At 60.2% G+C, this 16,318-nt stretch carries 13 protein-coding genes; 7 read left to right on the top strand and 6 right to left on the bottom strand.

Annotation, left to right across the window (positions count from 1 at the left end; all coding sequences use genetic code 11):
* Window positions 1-16 precede the first annotated feature (16 nt).
* The 3 genes from E3O56_RS05240 (at window position 17) to E3O56_RS05230 (ending at window position 2,549) form a co-directional block, all read left to right on the top strand.
* Entirely contained in the window at window positions 17-1,612 is a 1,596-nt protein-coding gene (locus E3O56_RS05240; RefSeq protein ID WP_148853840.1) for a GMC family oxidoreductase, read from the top strand.
* A gap of 103 nt (window positions 1,613-1,715) precedes the next feature.
* A complete protein-coding gene (gene coaD / locus E3O56_RS05235) occupies window positions 1,716-2,195 on the top strand; it encodes a pantetheine-phosphate adenylyltransferase (protein WP_003195136.1) in 480 nt (159 codons plus the stop codon).
* Between the two features lie 102 nt (window positions 2,196-2,297).
* On the top strand, window positions 2,298-2,549 hold the full coding sequence (locus E3O56_RS05230) for a YfhL family 4Fe-4S dicluster ferredoxin (protein ID WP_003195146.1): 252 nt from the start codon (window positions 2,298-2,300) through the stop codon (window positions 2,547-2,549).
* Window positions 2,550-2,672: 123 nt separating this feature from the next.
* On the opposite strand, the gene mutM is transcribed toward E3O56_RS05230, so the two are convergent.
* Both mutM and E3O56_RS05220 read right to left on the bottom strand, forming a co-directional pair.
* Complete coding sequence (gene mutM / locus E3O56_RS05225; protein ID WP_005792299.1) at window positions 2,673-3,485, bottom strand: bifunctional DNA-formamidopyrimidine glycosylase/DNA-(apurinic or apyrimidinic site) lyase; 813 nt, start codon at window positions 3,483-3,485, stop codon at window positions 2,673-2,675.
* A 21-nt stretch (window positions 3,486-3,506) separates the two neighbouring features.
* Window positions 3,507-4,319: an HDOD domain-containing protein gene (locus tag E3O56_RS05220; RefSeq protein ID WP_177464458.1), complete on the bottom strand. Its 813-nt coding sequence runs from the start codon at window positions 4,317-4,319 to the stop codon at window positions 3,507-3,509.
* 277 nt (window positions 4,320-4,596) lie between these two features.
* Here E3O56_RS05220 and E3O56_RS05215 point away from each other — a divergent pair, with 277 nt between their 5' ends.
* From E3O56_RS05215 to ilvD, 3 genes are all read left to right on the top strand, one after another.
* A complete protein-coding gene (locus E3O56_RS05215; RefSeq protein WP_005792302.1) occupies window positions 4,597-5,793 on the top strand; it encodes a class I SAM-dependent rRNA methyltransferase in 1,197 nt (398 codons plus the stop codon).
* Between the two features lie 142 nt (window positions 5,794-5,935).
* Entirely contained in the window at window positions 5,936-7,126 is a 1,191-nt protein-coding gene (locus tag E3O56_RS05210; RefSeq protein ID WP_032878899.1) for an MFS transporter, read from the top strand.
* A 238-nt stretch (window positions 7,127-7,364) separates the two neighbouring features.
* Window positions 7,365-9,206 carry a dihydroxy-acid dehydratase gene (gene ilvD / locus E3O56_RS05205; protein ID WP_248127948.1) on the top strand — a complete coding sequence of 614 codons (1,842 nt, stop codon included), beginning with the start codon at window positions 7,365-7,367 and terminating at the stop codon, window positions 9,204-9,206.
* Between the two features lie 126 nt (window positions 9,207-9,332).
* Here ilvD and E3O56_RS05200 read toward each other — a convergent pair whose 3' ends face one another.
* The 4 genes from E3O56_RS05200 to E3O56_RS05185 form a co-directional block, all read right to left on the bottom strand.
* Complete coding sequence (locus E3O56_RS05200; protein WP_103734221.1) at window positions 9,333-11,777, bottom strand: TonB-dependent siderophore receptor; 2,445 nt, start codon at window positions 11,775-11,777, stop codon at window positions 9,333-9,335.
* A 131-nt stretch (window positions 11,778-11,908) separates the two neighbouring features.
* Window positions 11,909-12,862 carry a FecR family protein gene (locus tag E3O56_RS05195; RefSeq protein WP_103734220.1) on the bottom strand — a complete coding sequence of 318 codons (954 nt, stop codon included), beginning with the start codon at window positions 12,860-12,862 and terminating at the stop codon, window positions 11,909-11,911.
* Window positions 12,859-13,392 (bottom strand): RNA polymerase sigma factor, encoded by a 534-nt coding sequence (locus E3O56_RS05190; protein WP_005792307.1) that lies wholly within the window; start codon window positions 13,390-13,392, stop codon window positions 12,859-12,861. Before E3O56_RS05190 ends, E3O56_RS05195 begins: the two co-directional genes overlap by 4 nt.
* Before the next feature lie 213 nt (window positions 13,393-13,605).
* Entirely contained in the window at window positions 13,606-14,667 is a 1,062-nt protein-coding gene (locus E3O56_RS05185; protein ID WP_005792308.1) for a hypothetical protein, read from the bottom strand.
* A 242-nt stretch (window positions 14,668-14,909) separates the two neighbouring features.
* On the opposite strand from E3O56_RS05185, the gene E3O56_RS05180 reads away from it, so the two are divergent.
* Window positions 14,910-16,301 (top strand): L-cystine transporter, encoded by a 1,392-nt coding sequence (locus tag E3O56_RS05180; RefSeq protein WP_216090440.1) that lies wholly within the window; start codon window positions 14,910-14,912, stop codon window positions 16,299-16,301.
* Window positions 16,302-16,318 lie beyond the last annotated feature (17 nt).

The raw sequence follows: 16,318 nt of genomic DNA, 5'->3' as shown, positions 1-16,318 counted from the left end.
ACCAGAGACGACCCTGATGCCCGTACCCGATCTGTTCCGCGATGGCCTGGCCCGTGGCTGGAAAACCCACAATGGTGCCGCCCTCGACAACGACCTGACCCTGGAAGCCGATGTAGCCATTATTGGCAGCGGTGCCGGTGGTGGCACCACCGCAGAGATCCTCAGCGCCGCTGGCTACAAGGTGTTGCTGATCGAAGAGGGCCCACTCAAGACCAGCAGTGACTTCAAGCTGCTCGAAGACGAAGCCTACGCCAGCCTCTACCAGGAAGGCATCGGCCGCATGAGCAAGGACGGCGCCATCACCATCCTGCAAGGCCGGGCGGTGGGCGGCACCACCTTGATCAACTGGACCTCCAGCTTTCGTACACCCGACGCCACCCTCGCCCACTGGGCCAGCGAATACGCGGTGAAGGGCCACAGCAGCGCCGAGATGGCGCCCTGGTTCGAAAAAATGGAACAGCGCCTGGGCATCGCACCCTGGGCGCTTCCACCGAATGCCAACAACGATGTGATCCGCAAAGGCTGCGAAAAGCTTGGCTACAGCTGGCATGTGATCCCGCGCAATGTGCGCGGCTGCTTCAACCTGGGTTATTGCGGCATGGGTTGCCCGGTGAACGCCAAGCAATCGATGCTGGTGACGACTATCCCCTCCACCCTGGAGAAAGGCGGCGAACTGCTGTACCTCGCCCGCGCCGAGCAGCTCAAATACAGCGGCGACACCATCAGCAGCCTGGAATGCGTGGCCATGGACGAGCGCTGCGTGGCGCCGACCGGGCGCAAGATCACCGTAAAAGCCAGGCATTACGTGCTGTCGGGCGGCGGTATCAATAGCCCGGCCCTGCTGATGCGCTCGGACGCGCCCGACCCGCATTCGCGGCTGGGCAAGCGGACCTTCTTGCACCTGGTCAACTTCTCGGCGGGGCTGTTCGACGAAGTGATAAACCCGTTCTACGGTGCGCCGCAATCGATTTACTCCGACCATTTCCAATGGCAGGACGGCACTACCGGCAAAATGTCCTACAAGCTCGAAGCGCCACCCTTACACCCAGGATTGGCCAGCACCTTGTTTGGCGGTTACGGCAAACAGAACGCGCTGGACATGAACCAACTGCCTCACACCCACGCCATGCTCGCCCTGCTGCGCGACGGCTTTCACCCCGACAGCCCGGGCGGCAGCGTGGATTTACGCGGCGATGGCACACCCGTGCTCGATTATCAGGTTTCACCCTACGCCTGGGACGGCCTGCGCCGGGCCTTCCACAGCATGGCCGAGATTCAGTTCGCGGCAGGGGCCAAATCGGTCAAGCCTTTGCATCACGACGCACGGTACGTGAACAGCCTGGCCGAAGCGCGCAGCATGATTGACGGTTTGAACCTGGAGTTGCACCGCACAACACTCGGCAGCGCCCATGTGATGGGCGGCTGTGCCATGGGCGAAGATCCGAAGCATGCGGTAACCGACAGCCTCGGTCGCCACCACCAACTGCGTAACCTGTCGATTCATGACGGCTCGCTGTTTCCTACCAGCATCGGGGCAAATCCCCAGTTGTCGGTGTATGGATTGAGCGCCCAACTGGCGTCAGCCTTGGCCGAACGTCTGAAAACAGCGTGAAAAACCGTTCGATTCACGGCATTTATCTACGTAAGTCGACTTGGCCGACCGGGATGGCTGCGATACCATCCGGTTCCCCAACGGACTCCGCCAGGACGACGCGATGAACCGAGTGTTGTACCCAGGTACCTTCGACCCGATTACCAAAGGCCATGGCGATCTGGTCGAACGCGCCTCTCGCCTGTTCGACCATGTGATCATCGCGGTCGCAGCCAGCCCCAAGAAAAACCCGCTGTTTCCCCTGGAACAACGTGTGGAGCTGGCGCAAGAGGTCACCAAGCACCTGCCGAATGTGGAAGTAGTGGGCTTTTCGACATTGCTGGCGCATTTCGCCAAGGAGCAGAACGCCAATGTGTTCTTGCGCGGCTTGCGGGCGGTGTCGGATTTCGAATACGAATTCCAACTGGCCAACATGAACCGCCAACTGGCGCCGGACGTGGAAAGCCTGTTCCTCACACCGTCGGAGCGTTATTCGTTCATTTCCTCGACGTTAGTTCGTGAAATTGCTGCTTTGGGCGGAGATATCACCAAGTTCGTGCATCCTGCCGTGGCGGACGCACTGACATTGCGCTTCAAGAAGTAAGACCGCTCAATCGGTGCCTGCTCGCACTGCGGGCGCCAATGCGGCACAATTGCGCGCATTAGTTTTCAGATGCCTTGGCAGAGTGCCCTGGCAGGAGTTTCCATGTCCCTGATCATCACCGACGATTGCATCAACTGCGACGTCTGCGAACCCGAGTGCCCGAACGCCGCCATTTCCCAGGGCGAAGAGATCTACGTGATCGACCCCAACCTGTGCACCCAGTGCGTCGGCCACTACGACGAACCGCAGTGCCAGCAGGTTTGCCCGGTTGATTGCATTCCGCTGGATGAAGCGCACCCGGAGACTGAAGAGCAGTTGATGGAGAAGTACCGCAAGATTACCGGTAAGGCCTAAGCCTTTTCATTGCCCGTAAAGGCCTCATCGCAGGCAAGCCAGCTCCCACACTTGGATATGTGAATACATTCAAATGTGGGAGCTGGCTTGCCTGCGATAGCAATATCAGCCCTCACCCAGCAATCAGCTCTGACACTTGGGGCAAAACACACTCGCCCGCTGCCCCAGCACCACATTGCGCAACTCGCTCCCGCAGACCTTGCACGCCTCGCCGCCACGGCCATACACGAACAGTTCCTGCTGGAAATACCCCGGCTGCCCATCACCGCCGATAAAGTCGCGCAGCGTGGTGCCGCCCCGCTCGATAGCGGCGGCCAGCACCCGTTTGATCTCAATCGCCAGCTTCAAATAGCGCCCGCGTGAAATGCCACCGGCGGCACGCCGCGGATCAATCCCCGCCGCAAACAACGCCTCTGTCGCATAGATATTGCCCACGCCCACCACCACCGCGTTGTCCATGATGAACGGCTTCACCGCCATGGACTTGCCGCGTGACAGCTGGAACAAACGCTCGCCATCAAACAGCTCGGTCAACGGCTCCGGGCCCAGACGCAGCAGCAGCTCGTGGTTGTGCGGATCCTGGCTCCAGAGCATCGCGCCGAAACGCCGAGGGTCGGTGTAGCGCAGGGCCATCCCCGATTCCAACTCGATATCCACATGTTCATGCTTGGCCGCGGGCATACCGACCTCAACCAGACGCAGGTTGCCCGACATACCCAAGTGACTGATCAAGGTGCCCACTTCGGCATTGATCAACAGGTACTTGGCCCGCCGTTCCACCAGCACGATGCGCTGCCCGGACAGGCGCACATCCAGGTCTTCCGGGATCGGCCAGCGCAGGCGCCGCTCACGCACCACCACGCGACTGACGCGTTGGCCTTCCAGGTGCGGGGCAATGCCGCGTCGGGTGGTTTCGACTTCAGGTAACTCGGGCATGTGTACCTCTTGAATGACGGTTCAGTGCGCACCCAGTTCGCGGATCGACAACTTCAGGCTTTCGAAGTCGTAATCCGACAGGCCCACGTAATCCAGCACCAGATGGCCGATTGCATTCCACTCATGGTCCACCGCCTGGCTCCCCAGTACGCGAAACGACGAACAGATATGCTCGGCCATCTTCAAGATAGCCAGCAGGTTCTTGAGCTGCGGGTTGCGCGACGACTCATCACTGAAAATCGCCAGAGCGTTGTGGTGATTGGCGATGGCGTCGGTGACATGCTCCGGCAGGCGCCAGGACTTGGCGGTGTAGTAGCCGACCACTGCATGGTTGGTGTGGAACGCGTTGTTTTCGGTGTCGACCACGCGGCAATCCGGGCCGGCGTTGGCGTAAGCCTGTTCCAGCACGGACATGTAGTTGGGAAAACGCTTGAGCATCAACGGTACGCCGCAATCGTGGAACAGGCCCAGGGCATAGGCTTCGTCGACGGTTTGCGAGCCGGTGCGCTTGGCCAGCGTGAGGCAGGTCATCGCCACATCCTGGGCGGTGTCCCAGAAACGGTTGAGGGTAACGATGGTGTCGTCGCTCATCTCGCCCTTGATCGACTGCGCGTTGATCAAGTTGATGATCGAGCGGCTGCCCAACAGGTTTACCGCACGCTGGATCGATGCAATTTTGTTGCTCAGGCCGTAATACGGCGAATTGACGATCTTCAGCAGCGCACCAGACAAGCCCGGGTCCTGGGAGATCAACCGTGCGATCACTTCCAGGTCCGGGTCGGGCATGTACTGCTCCATCTGCAAATCCACCATGATTTGCGGTTGGGGCGGCACGCTGATGCCTTGCAGGGCCTGTTGAATCTGCTCGGCGGAAAGCTCTTGGGACATAAATACACACTCTGGACTAGGCGCGAATTCTACCCCTTATGCAGCCGTGACCGACACCCAAAAACCCAAGTGAAACCCGATCGAATGTGGGAGCTGGCTTGCCTGCGATAGCATTACCACCGTACGTCTGATACACCGCACCGCCCGCATCGCAGGCAAACCAGCTCCCACATGAAAGAGTGCGCAAAGGGTATACTCCCGCTCTTTTTTCCGGAGCGACGTCATGTCCCTGCCAAGCCTGCGTCTCAAAGCCAACGCCGATCGTCGTTTGCGCAACGGCCACCTGTGGGTCTACAGCAACGAAATCGACGTGGCCGCCACCCCACTTCACGGCTTCCAGGCAGGCGACCAGGCTATCCTGGAAGCAGCCGGCGGCAAGACCCTGGGCATCGTGGCCATGAGCCCGAACAACCTGATCTGCGCCCGCCTGCTGTCGCGCGACATCAAGTTGCCGCTGGACAAGTCGCTGCTGGTGCACCGCCTCAACGTCGCGCTGTCCCTGCGTGATCGCCTGTTCGACAAGCCGTTCTACCGCCTGGTCTACGGTGATTCCGACCTGCTGCCGGGCCTGGTGGTCGACCGTTTCGGCGACATCCTGGTGGTGCAGATCGCTTCGGCGACCATGGAAGCGCATAAAGAAGACGTGATCGCGGCCCTCACCCAGGTGCTCAAGCCCAGCGGCATCCTGTTCAAGAATGACTCCGCCGCACGCGACGCCGAGGGCCTCAACCGCTACGTCGAAACGGTTTTCGGCCTGGTGCCGGAGTGGGTGGCGCTGGAAGAGAACGGCGTGAAATTCGAAGCCCCGGTGATCCAGGGCCAGAAAACCGGCTGGTTCTACGACCACCGCATGAACCGCGCCCGCCTGGCCCCGTATGCCAAAGGCAAGCGCGTGCTCGACCTGTACAGCTACATCGGCGGCTGGGGCGTGCAAGCTGCAGCCTTTGGCGCCAGTGAAGTGTTCTGCGTCGACGCTTCGGCCTTCGCCCTCGACGGCGTAGAGCGCAACGCCGCGCTGAACGGCTTTGCCGAGAAGATGACCTGCATCGAAGGCGACGTCTTTGAAGCGTTGAAAGAACTGAAAGCCAGCGAAGAGCGCTTCGACGTGATCGTCGCCGATCCACCGGCCTTCATCAAACGCAAAAAAGACATGAAGAATGGCGAAGGCGCCTACCGCCGCCTCAACGAGCAAGCCATGCGCCTGCTCAGCAAGGACGGTATCCTGGTCAGCGCTTCGTGCTCGATGCACCTGCCGGAAGACGATCTGCAAAACATCCTGCTGACCAGCGCCCGTCACCTGGATCGCAATATCCAGATGCTCGAACGCGGCGGCCAGGGCCCGGACCACCCGGTGCATCCGGCGATTGTCGAGACGCGGTATATCAAGAGCATTACTTGTCGCTTGCTGCCTAATAGCTGACAGCGGGATGCTCCCCGTAGGAACAGTCAACGACTGATCCTACGGGCCTTTCAGCTGTTTCCCACTGCCATTTCCATTGACTTCCCTTGCCGTCACACCGACTCTCCTCCCCCCAGCAAGGAAGGATAGAGCGGTCCGGTTGATGCCTATTAGTACAGCCACACCAAACAAGTCATATTTCATCGTACTGTTGATGACCATGACCCTGCTCGCAGTCTTCCCCCTCGACGTAGTCCTGCCATCCTTTCCCGCCCTCTCCAATCACTTTGGCCACACGCCTTCAGAAATCGCCCAGTCCGTCAGTATTTTTGCCATTGGCCTGGCCGTCTCGTTACTGCTGATAGGCCCGTTGTCTGACATGTTCGGCCGCAAAAAACTGCTGCTGGCAGGTATTGCCTTATCGGCGCTGGGTGCAGCCGGTTGTTTGCTGGCCCCGGATTTCAATTGGTTTATCGGCTTTCGCGTGGTTCAGGCCGTAGGGTGCGGGGCGTTTGCCCTGTCGCAGGCGCTTATCCAGGACTTGTTTACAGGACGGGAGCTGCAGCGGATTCGAATCTGGATGACCACCGCCGGCGGAGTGTTCATCTCAAGCTCGCCACTGATGGGCACCTGGCTGCAAATTTATGGCGGATGGCAGGCGAGTTTTTACGTGTTTATCGTGTTAGCCACAGTGGTGTGGCTCTGGTCCGCACGCCTGCTGCACGACTCGCGCAGCAGCCATCGCCCCTCACCGCTACAGTTCTTCAACGGCTATTGGCTGCTGTTTTCCGACCTCCGTTTCGTCAGCTATTGGTTGATTTCCGCCCTGGCCTTTGCCTGCCATTTCTCGTTTATCGTGATGTCGCCCCTGATCTTCATGGAGCGCTTGAACCTGTCGACGTATCAATTCGCCTGGGCATTGCTGCTATATGGCGCGGCCTACGTCTGCGGCGGAGTGATTGCCAGTATCCTGCATCGCAAAATGGACGCCGACCGGCAAATCAACACTGGCCTGTTGCTGATCACTGTTTCAGGTCTGGTCATGCTCTGGCTGGCCTGGCAGTTCGGCCTGTCGGCCGCCACGGTGCTGATCCCGATGTTGATCTGCACAGCCGGCACCACCATCTGTCGACCCATCGCCAACTCCAAGGCCATGAGCCTCTACCCGCAACTGGCTGGCACGGCGACCTCTGCCGGTAGCTTGCTGATTTTCATGTGCGGCGGCCTGATCAGCCTGGTGATCAACCTGGCCACCGCCAACCTGACCACCGCGCTAGCCCTGTGCTTTCTAACCCTGAGTGCCGCCGGGCTCGCCCTGAATGCGCTGATCAAGCAGCGCCCACATGTCCTGTAGCGGCTATCTTCAAGGTTACGGCCATTCCCTCCAGCCGCCAGCGGTGTAGAATCGGCCCTATTCATCGCCAGTCATCCCCCGGCGGGTTTATGAGCTCGAGGCCCAAGCAAGCGGCGATCCCGCGATGCGAGTGGCAACTTCCGGACACACGGCCATTTTTCGGGTGTTCCAGTCGTCAATTAGAAGCTCACTCCCCTTTGCACCTGATTAATAAGTGATTAGCCGCCCGGAGTGCTCCATGCCAGATTACCGCTCGAAAACATCCACCCACGGCCGCAACATGGCCGGCGCCCGCGCACTGTGGCGTGCCACGGGGATGAAGGATGACGACTTCAAGAAGCCGATCATCGCGATTGCCAACTCGTTTACCCAGTTCGTACCGGGCCACGTCCACCTCAAGGACCTGGGCCAACTGGTCGCCCGCGAAATCGAACGGGCCGGCGGCGTGGCCAAGGAATTCAACACCATTGCCGTGGACGACGGCATCGCCATGGGCCATGACGGCATGCTGTATTCCCTGCCGAGCCGCGAGATCATCGCCGACTCCGTGGAGTACATGGTCAACGCCCACTGCGCCGACGCCATCGTGTGCATCTCCAACTGCGACAAGATCACCCCCGGCATGTTGATGGCTGCCTTGCGCCTGAACATCCCGGTGATCTTCGTCTCCGGCGGCCCGATGGAAGCCGGCAAGACCAAGCTCGCGTCCCACGGACTCGACCTGGTTGACGCCATGGTGATCGCCGCCGATTCCAGCGCTTCTGACGAGAAGGTCGCGGAATACGAGCGCAGCGCCTGCCCGACCTGCGGTTCGTGCTCCGGCATGTTCACCGCCAACTCGATGAACTGCCTGGTAGAAGCCTTAGGTCTCGCCTTGCCGGGTAACGGTTCCACACTGGCCACCCACAGCGACCGCGAGCAACTGTTCCTGCAGGCCGGCCGCACCATCGTCGAGCTGTGCAAACGCTATTACACCGAGAACGATGAGTCGGTGCTGCCGCGCAACATCGCCAACTTCAAGGCGTTCGAGAACGCCATGACCCTGGACATCGCCATGGGCGGTTCCACCAATACCATCCTGCACTTGCTGGCCGCCGCCCAGGAAGCCGAGATCGACTTCGACCTGCGCGACATTGACCGCCTGTCTCGCCACGTGCCGCAACTGTGCAAGGTCGCGCCGAACATCCAGAAGTACCACATGGAAGACGTGCACCGCGCCGGCGGGATCTTCTCGATCCTAGGTTCCCTGGCCCGTGGCGGCCTGCTGCACACTGACCTGCCGACCGTGCACAGCAAGTCGATCGCCGAAGGCATCGCCAAATGGGACATCACCCAGACTGACGACGAAGCCGTACACACCTTCTTCAAGGCTGGCCCGGCGGGCATCCCGACCCAGACCGCATTCAGCCAGTCGACCCGTTGGGATACGCTGGATGACGACCGTGAAAACGGCTGCATCCGCAGTGTCGAGCACGCCTACTCGCAAGAAGGCGGCCTGGCCGTGCTGTACGGCAACATCGCCCTCGACGGCTGCGTGGTGAAAACGGCAGGTGTGGATGAATCCATCCACGTTTTCGAAGGCCGCGCCAAGATCTACGAAAGCCAGGACAGCTCGGTGCGCGGCATCCTCGCTGACGAAGTCAAGGAAGGCGACATCGTGATCATCCGCTACGAAGGCCCCAAGGGCGGCCCGGGTATGCAGGAGATGCTCTACCCCACGTCCTACCTGAAATCCAAAGGTCTGGGCAAAGCCTGCGCGCTGCTGACCGACGGGCGTTTCTCTGGCGGCACCTCGGGCTTGTCCATCGGCCACGCTTCCCCGGAAGCCGCTGCCGGTGGCGCGATTGGCCTGGTGCAGGATGGCGACAAGGTGCTGATCGACATTCCGAACCGCTCGATCAACCTGTTGATCAGCGATGAAGAACTGGCGGCACGCCGGGTTGAGCAGGACAAAAAGGGTTGGAAGCCGGTAGAAAAACGCCCGCGGAAAGTCACTACTGCGTTGAAGGCTTACGCATTGTTGGCCACCAGTGCCGACAAGGGTGCTGTACGTAACACGGCAATGCTCGACGGCCTGTAAGCCTCGCGCATCAAAATGCCCCGCCAGGTGCGGGGCATTTTTTTGCCTGGAGATAACCCCAAGCACAATGATGATCAAAATGTGGGAGGGGGCTTGCCCCCTCCCACAGAAGTGATGCGTCAGGCTTTAGAACTGTGGGGTGTAGGTCATGCTGAACATCACATTACGCGGGTCGCCATAGTAGTTGCTGCCCCACGTCGCGTTATACGCAGGGATGTAGTACTTCTTGTCGAACATATTGTTCAGGTTCGCCGCAACTGTGAACTCCTGGTTGATCTTGTAGGCCACCCGCGAATCCCACAGTGCATTGCCGGGTACGCTGAAGTTGCGGTCGTAGGCTTCAGTGCTGCTTTGTGCGGTTACGCCGGCACCGACACTGAACTGCTGCCAATCGCCCGGCAACTGGTAGTCACCCCAGACCTTGAGCAGGTGCTTGGGTGTCCAGGTGCTGAAGATCTTGCCTTCGTAAGTGTCGTCTTTGAGGAATTTGGTGGTGTTGTAGGTGTAGCTGGAGACCAGTTGCAAACCCGGCAGCACTTCGCCGCTCAAAGTGGCTTCGAAGCCTTGGCTGCGAACCTTGCCCGAGGCGAGCGAGCAGTACCAGCCGCCGCAGACTTTGCCGCCTTGCAGGTCTTGAGCCGCACGGTTTTCCTGGTCATAACGGAAGATGGCGAACGAGGTATTCAGACGACCGTCCGCCAGTTCACCCTTCAGGCCCAGTTCGTAGTTCTGGCCTTCGATGGGCTTGAGCACGGTCAAAGACGTGGTCAGGTTGGTTTGCGGTTCGAACGCGTCAGCGTAGCTGGCGTAGGCCGACCATTGATCATTGAGGGCGTACACCAAGCCGGCGTACGGGGTAACGTGACCATTGCTCTGCGTGGTGCTGCGGGTTGGGTCGCCATACACACCCCGGGAACCGCTCTCGTCGGTGTAGCCATAGTCATACCAACTGGTACGTGCACCGAGAATCAAGGTCAGTGGGTCCACAACCTTGACGCGCCAAGTGCCATAAACCCCTTTCTGGCGAATGTCATACCAACTTTTCGTAGCATTGCCCGCCTGGAACAGCTGGTTTTTATCGCGCTGTGGACGGTTGTGATCGATGTTGAAAATGTCCGCGCCGGCCGTCGCTGCTCGCGCCCACTGGTCGTTGGTGGTGAGTTTGGAATAGTTGGCGCCCAGTACCATCTCCTGTTGCAAGCCCAAACCTTCAAACTTGCCGTTCACGTACACATCCACGCCGCGGCTCTTGGTATTGAAGTCGGTGACCCAATCCACATAACGCACATTGCCGGCGGTGCCGGGGTTGGGAATCTCATCCCAGGTCGCCTGGTAGGTCGCGTCGTTGTGTTCATCCATGGCCACGAGGGCAGCTTTCACCTTCCAGTCATCGTTGAAGCGATGCTCGATATCGGCAAACACCTGGGTCTGGTTATTGACGTTGCGGTTCCAGCTGGCGCCGACAAAAGTCGAGCGCGGCAGGCCGATATCGCTGCCATTGGCGTAACGGGGCAGTGACATGAAGTTGGGGCGCGAGTGGCCTTTCTGGTTGCTGACCCCCACACCGACGGTGGTGTCTGGCGTGAAGTCGTAGTCCACGGCGGCATACACCGTCTGATTCCAGCCACCGGCATAGTCAACGAACGAGTCCGTCGTGTCGTAATCCGCCACAAACCGGCCGCGCAGGGTGCCTTCGGCATTGAGCGGGCCACCGGCATCGACCTGGGTGCCGTAGTGGTCCCAGGAGCCGGCTTTTGCGGTGATCGTCACGGTCGGGTCCTGCTGGCCACGCTTGCGCACCAGGTTCATGGTGCCGCCCGGGCTGTTGGCGCCTTGCAGCAAGGCGGCCGGCCCGCGCAGGGTTTCTACACGGTCATAGATGGCCATGTTTTCAGTGAGGTAGCTGCCCAACGCATAGGTGTTACGCGGGATGCCCACGCCATCGTATTGCAGGGTGCCGACCTCAAAGCCACGGGAGAAAATGAACATACCGGGCCCAGGGGATTTGGTCGCTGTCAGGCCGGGGGTGCGCTTGACCACTTCGGACAGCTTGGTGGTGTTCTGGTCATCCATCTGTTTACGGGTCATAACGCTGACCGATTGCGGGATGTCCTTGAGCTTCTGCTCGCCCTTGCCCAGGGTCACCGCACCGGTGGTGTAGGAGCCACTGCCTTCGGTCGTGGCGCCCAGTCGTTCAGCGCTGATGGTAGTGGCGCCGACTTCGATAGCGCCGCCGGTGGCTACGCGCTTCTCCAGGGTCACGGTGTCGGCGTTGATAAACGCCGCACTCAAGCCCGTACCGCCAAGCAATTGCGCCAAGGCTTCGCGCTGGCCGAGATGGCCACTCACACCGGGCGACACCACCCCTTGGGTCACCTCACCGGACACCAGCACCTGCACGCGCGTCACCGCTGAAAATGCCGCCAGCGCGCCGTCGAGGCTTTGCCCGGGGATATCGAAACGGTAAGCCTGGGCCTGGGTGACCTCGGCAGCTTGCAGGGATAGCGACGCAGTGCCGGTCAAGCAAATGACCAGCGCGAGCAAGGGCGATGCGGCGAAACGGTGTGCCATGGGTGGAGCTCCCCGGTGCAAAAAGTCTGTGATCGGCGCGGCACTACTTGAGAGTGCTTACTATTTACGCCTCAGTGATCAAGGACGAATGCTCACCGGGAATCCCTGAAAGTATTTTCAAAAAGTTGCGACTACGACGCCTTACCCTCGCGCAGCACCAGCAAATACGGGGTGTAATGCTCGGCGCGCAGGTTGAGGGTGTATTCCAGCGCCTTGATCACCGCGTCGGGTTTATCGATTTCAAACACGCCGGAGACCACGCGATTGCGCAATGCGTCGCCCAGTATCAGGGTCTTGCCCGGCCAATAACGGTTCAGCTCGCTGACCACGTCCGAGAGCGGTTGCTGGCGAAACACCAGTTGCCGCTGGCGCCAGGCAAACCCGCTGGCCGCGTCGAAACCGCGGACTTCAGCCAGGTGTTCCTGGTACTCCACCGCCCGTCCCGGCTCCAGATACACCGGTGTGCCACTGCCGGAACTGACCTGCACCTTGCCCTGCGCTACCTGCACGAGGGTTTGCGCATCGCGTCGCGCCACACTGAACCGGGTGCCGACCACCTTCACCCAGCCGTCGCCGGACTGCACCACGAACGGTCGCGCCGGGTCCTTGGCCACCTCGAAGAAACCTTCGCCACGCAACAACCGCACCTGGCGCTCGCCCGCACTCATGCGCACCTGTATGGCACTGTCGGTATTGAGCTGCAGGTGGGAGCCATCGGCCAGCTCGATGCTGCGTGACTCGCCGGTGCCGGTGGCATAGTCCGCACGCATGCGGTCAAGCCAAGGTGTGTTCTGCACAGTCAGGCCCACCGCCAGCAGCACGGCCGCGGCGCAGGCCCAGCGCGACCAACGCCGTGCGGGCTTGCGCCAGGCAGCCTGTTCGGCGCGGCGAACGACCCGCGCCGGTTCATGCAAGCCTCCGAGCATCGCCTGCACTTCCTGCCAGGCGGCATCCTGGGCATCACCCTGCTCCAGCCAGATGGCAAAAGCCTGCAGTTCGCCAGGCGTGACATCCTCGGCCTGCAGGCGGAAATACCAGGCGGATGCTTCGTCGAACAGTTCGTCGGCTGTGGGGGTAGCGGTCATGACCGACGTCCTTGTTCATCGCAGGCAAGCCGCTTCTTGATAAAGCCACGGCATTCAATCAAGGCGCGACGCAATTGGTATTCCACACTGCGCGGGCTGATCGACAGGCGTTCGCCGATCTCGCGATAGGAGAGTTCGTCGACATGATAGAGCAGGAAGATCTGTCGAGTCGCTTCAGGCAACGCCAAAATCGCGTCCTGCATCAACTGTTGCTGTTGATAGGCAGCCAATTGCTCATCGATACCCGGGTTGCTGCACGGCAATTCTTCGCTGGGCTCGCCGGCATCCAGGCGTTCGCGGCGAATGGCCTGGCGCTGGTGATCGCGCACCAGGTTGCTGGCGATGGTGAAGAGGAACGCCGGGAGATTGTCGATTTTATCGCCACAGTCCATGCGAGCGAGGCGCAGGAACGACTCCTGAGTCAGGTCGGCGGCCACTTGGGCACTGCCGGTGCGGCGAGTGACGAAGGCTTCGAGGGCTTTCTTCTGCTCCGCGAACAGGCGCGCGATCTGCGAATTCCAGGAGAGCACGGCACTACCTTGAAAAGAACATGGGGTTCAGGAGGTGTGCACGCTAGCAGAGGATGAGATTGGTTCGCAATTGATATCTATTTTTGCATAGATACTGCTGTGTACTTGAGGCTGCCTTCGCGAGCAAGCCCGTCCCACATTTGACCGTATTCTCAGGTTGAAACTCGGTCGAATGTGGGAGGGGGCTTGCCCCCGATGGCAGGCGATGCGGTCCTACTGAATCTCCTCCGGCTTGACGATCACCCAGTTCTTGTCCGCCGTCACCGGCAACCCTTCCTTGGCTTGAGCCGCCGCGTGCTTGGCGATCATGCCGTTGAGCTGGGTCATGTACTTGTCTTTACGGTTGATCCACAAATGGATGCCACCCTTGGCCACGTCCACATCGTGGAACAGCATGTAACCGTCGCTGGTGGGGGTATCACCGCCGACGATCACCGGCTTTTTCCACTCGTCGATGTAGGTGAGGATCGCCGCGTGCTTGCCGGCCATCCAGGTCGCCGGGGTCCACAGGTAGGGCGTCAGCTCCAGGCCGAGGTTGGCCTTCTCGTCATATTTGCCCGCGGTGATCTGCTTGCGTGCGGTGGTCAACTCGCCGGTCTTGCGGTCCTTGAGCATCGTGGTCACGCCGATGACGTTCTCGGGCTTTACGTTGTAGCCGTACTTCGGATCGGCCGCGACCATGCGCACCAGTTCCTCGGACGCGGCGGTCATCACATACACCTCGATGCCGTTTTCCATCAGTTTGTTGTAGAGCTCGGCCTGGCCAGTGAAGACTTTCGGTGGCTGTATCTCGGTTTTTTTCACCACGTCGCCTTCAAAATAGCTGACGGGTACGGGCTTGCCGGAGGCCATCAGCTCGTCGACCTGCACCTTGAGTTCCTTGAGGGTGAAGCCGGAAAAAATCTGCGCAACCCAGGGGTAGCAGACCATGTCGTCGACTTCGCACAGGCGGTAGTAGTAGCTGAACAGACTTTCCTTATGGTCGGCGGTGTCTTTGAAGGGGATAAGCTTGAGCGATGGGTCCATGGTTTCGCGGGTGATCAGGCCCTTGTTTTCCATGTACGGCAGCAGCGACTCTTCAAGGTCGTAGCGGTAGCTGGTGTTGTCCATGTCGAACACCGCATAGTTACCCTTGTTGGCGTTGGCGGCGATCATTTCGTTGAGTTGCTTGGCGGCCGGTGCCGGCCAATGTTTCAACTCGGTGGCGGCAAACGCCTGGCTGGCGAGTCCGAGGCAAAAGGCTGCGGATAAGAGTAGTTTCGGCGCGAGCTTCATAGGCGTTGTCTCCCTCAAGTGAAAGACATCGACGCTAACAAATCCCTGTGACACTTATCACCCGAGCGCGACGGCTTTGGTTCTGATTCCGCCACGGCCATGCGCAGCAGCGTCAGACGCTTATTCCAAAAACGACAGTCACCATTCCATATTGGTATTAAATCAATATATTTCAAGCTGTTAGGCTTGCCGGTTCGCAATCGCAGGCTGACGCGATTGGCTGCCTTCTCAACGGAGCTTCAATGAATCTGCCCCTGATTCTCAATTTATTGGTGTTCGTGGCCCTCTTGCTGGGCCTGGCACAAACCCGTCGGACTAACTGGAGCCTGGCCAAGAAGGTCCTGTTCGCTTTGGTTCTGGGCGTGCTGTTCGGTGCGGCCTTGCACACCATCTATGGCGACGGCAATCCAGTGCTCAAAGCCTCCATCGGCTGGTTTGATCTGGTCGGCAATGGCTATGTGCAGTTGCTGCAAATGATCGTGATCCCGCTGGTGTTCGCTTCGATCCTCAGTGCCGTGGCGCGCCTGCATAACGCCTCGTCCCTGGGCAAGATCAGCTTCCTGACCATCGGCACGCTGTTGTTTACCACGGCCATCGCGGCGCTGATCGGCATCGGCCTGACCAACCTGTTCGGCCTCACCGCCGAGGGCCTGGTGGCCGGCACCCAGGAAATGGCGCGCCTGCAAGTGATCCAGAGTGATTACGCAGGCAAGGTCGCCGACCTGAATATCCCGCAGTTGCTGCTGTCGTTCGTGCCGGCCAACCCGTTCGCCGACCTGGCCCGGGCCAAGCCGACGTCGATCATCAGCGTGGTGATTTTTGCCGCGTTCCTCGGGGTAGCCGCGCTGCAACTGCTCAAGGATGATGTGGAAAAGGGCCAGAAGGTCATCAACGCCATCGACACCCTGCAAGCCTGGGTGATGCGCCTGGTGCGCCTGGTGATGAAGCTGACCCCGTACGGCGTGTTGGCGCTGATGACCAAGGTGGTCGCCGGTTCCAACCTGCAAGACATCATCAAGCTGGGCAGTTTCGTGGTGGTGTCGTACCTGGCCCTGGGCCTGATGTTTGTGGTGCACGGCCTGCTGCTGTCGTTGGCCGGGATCAACCCGCTGCGCTTTTTCCGCAAGGTGTGGCCGGTACTGACCTTTGCCTTTACCAGCCGCTCCAGCGCCGCCTCGATCCCCTTGAGTATTGAAGCGCAGACCCGCCGCCTGGGTATCCCCCAGTCGATCGCCGGTTTCGCCGCTTCGTTTGGCGCGACCATCGGCCAGAACGGTTGCGCCGGTCTTTACCCGGCGATGTTGGCGGTGATGGTCGCGCCGACCGTGGGCATCAACCCCCTGGACCCGCTGTGGATCGCGACGCTGGTGGCGATTGTGACCTTGAGTTCGGCGGGCGTCGCCGGTGTGGGCGGTGGTGCGACCTTCGCCGCGCTGATCGTACTGCCGGCCATGGGCTTGCCGGTGTCACTGGTGGCGTTGCTGATTTCGGTGGAACCACTGATCGACATGGGCCGTACAGCGTTGAACGTCAATGGTTCGATGACGGCGGGGGCGATTACCAGCCAGATCATGGGGCAGACGGATAAAGCGTTGCTGGATGCCGATGAGCATGCCGAGTTAGCGCAGGTCTGATAGACCGCTATCGCAGG

Source organism: Pseudomonas sp. W2Aug9, from assembly GCF_023127755.1.
In the GTDB taxonomy this organism is placed as follows: domain Bacteria; phylum Pseudomonadota; class Gammaproteobacteria; order Pseudomonadales; family Pseudomonadaceae; genus Aquipseudomonas; species Aquipseudomonas synxantha_A.
The sequence above is the reverse complement of the archived record's forward strand: the minus strand, read 5'-3'. Positions and strand labels throughout refer to the sequence as shown.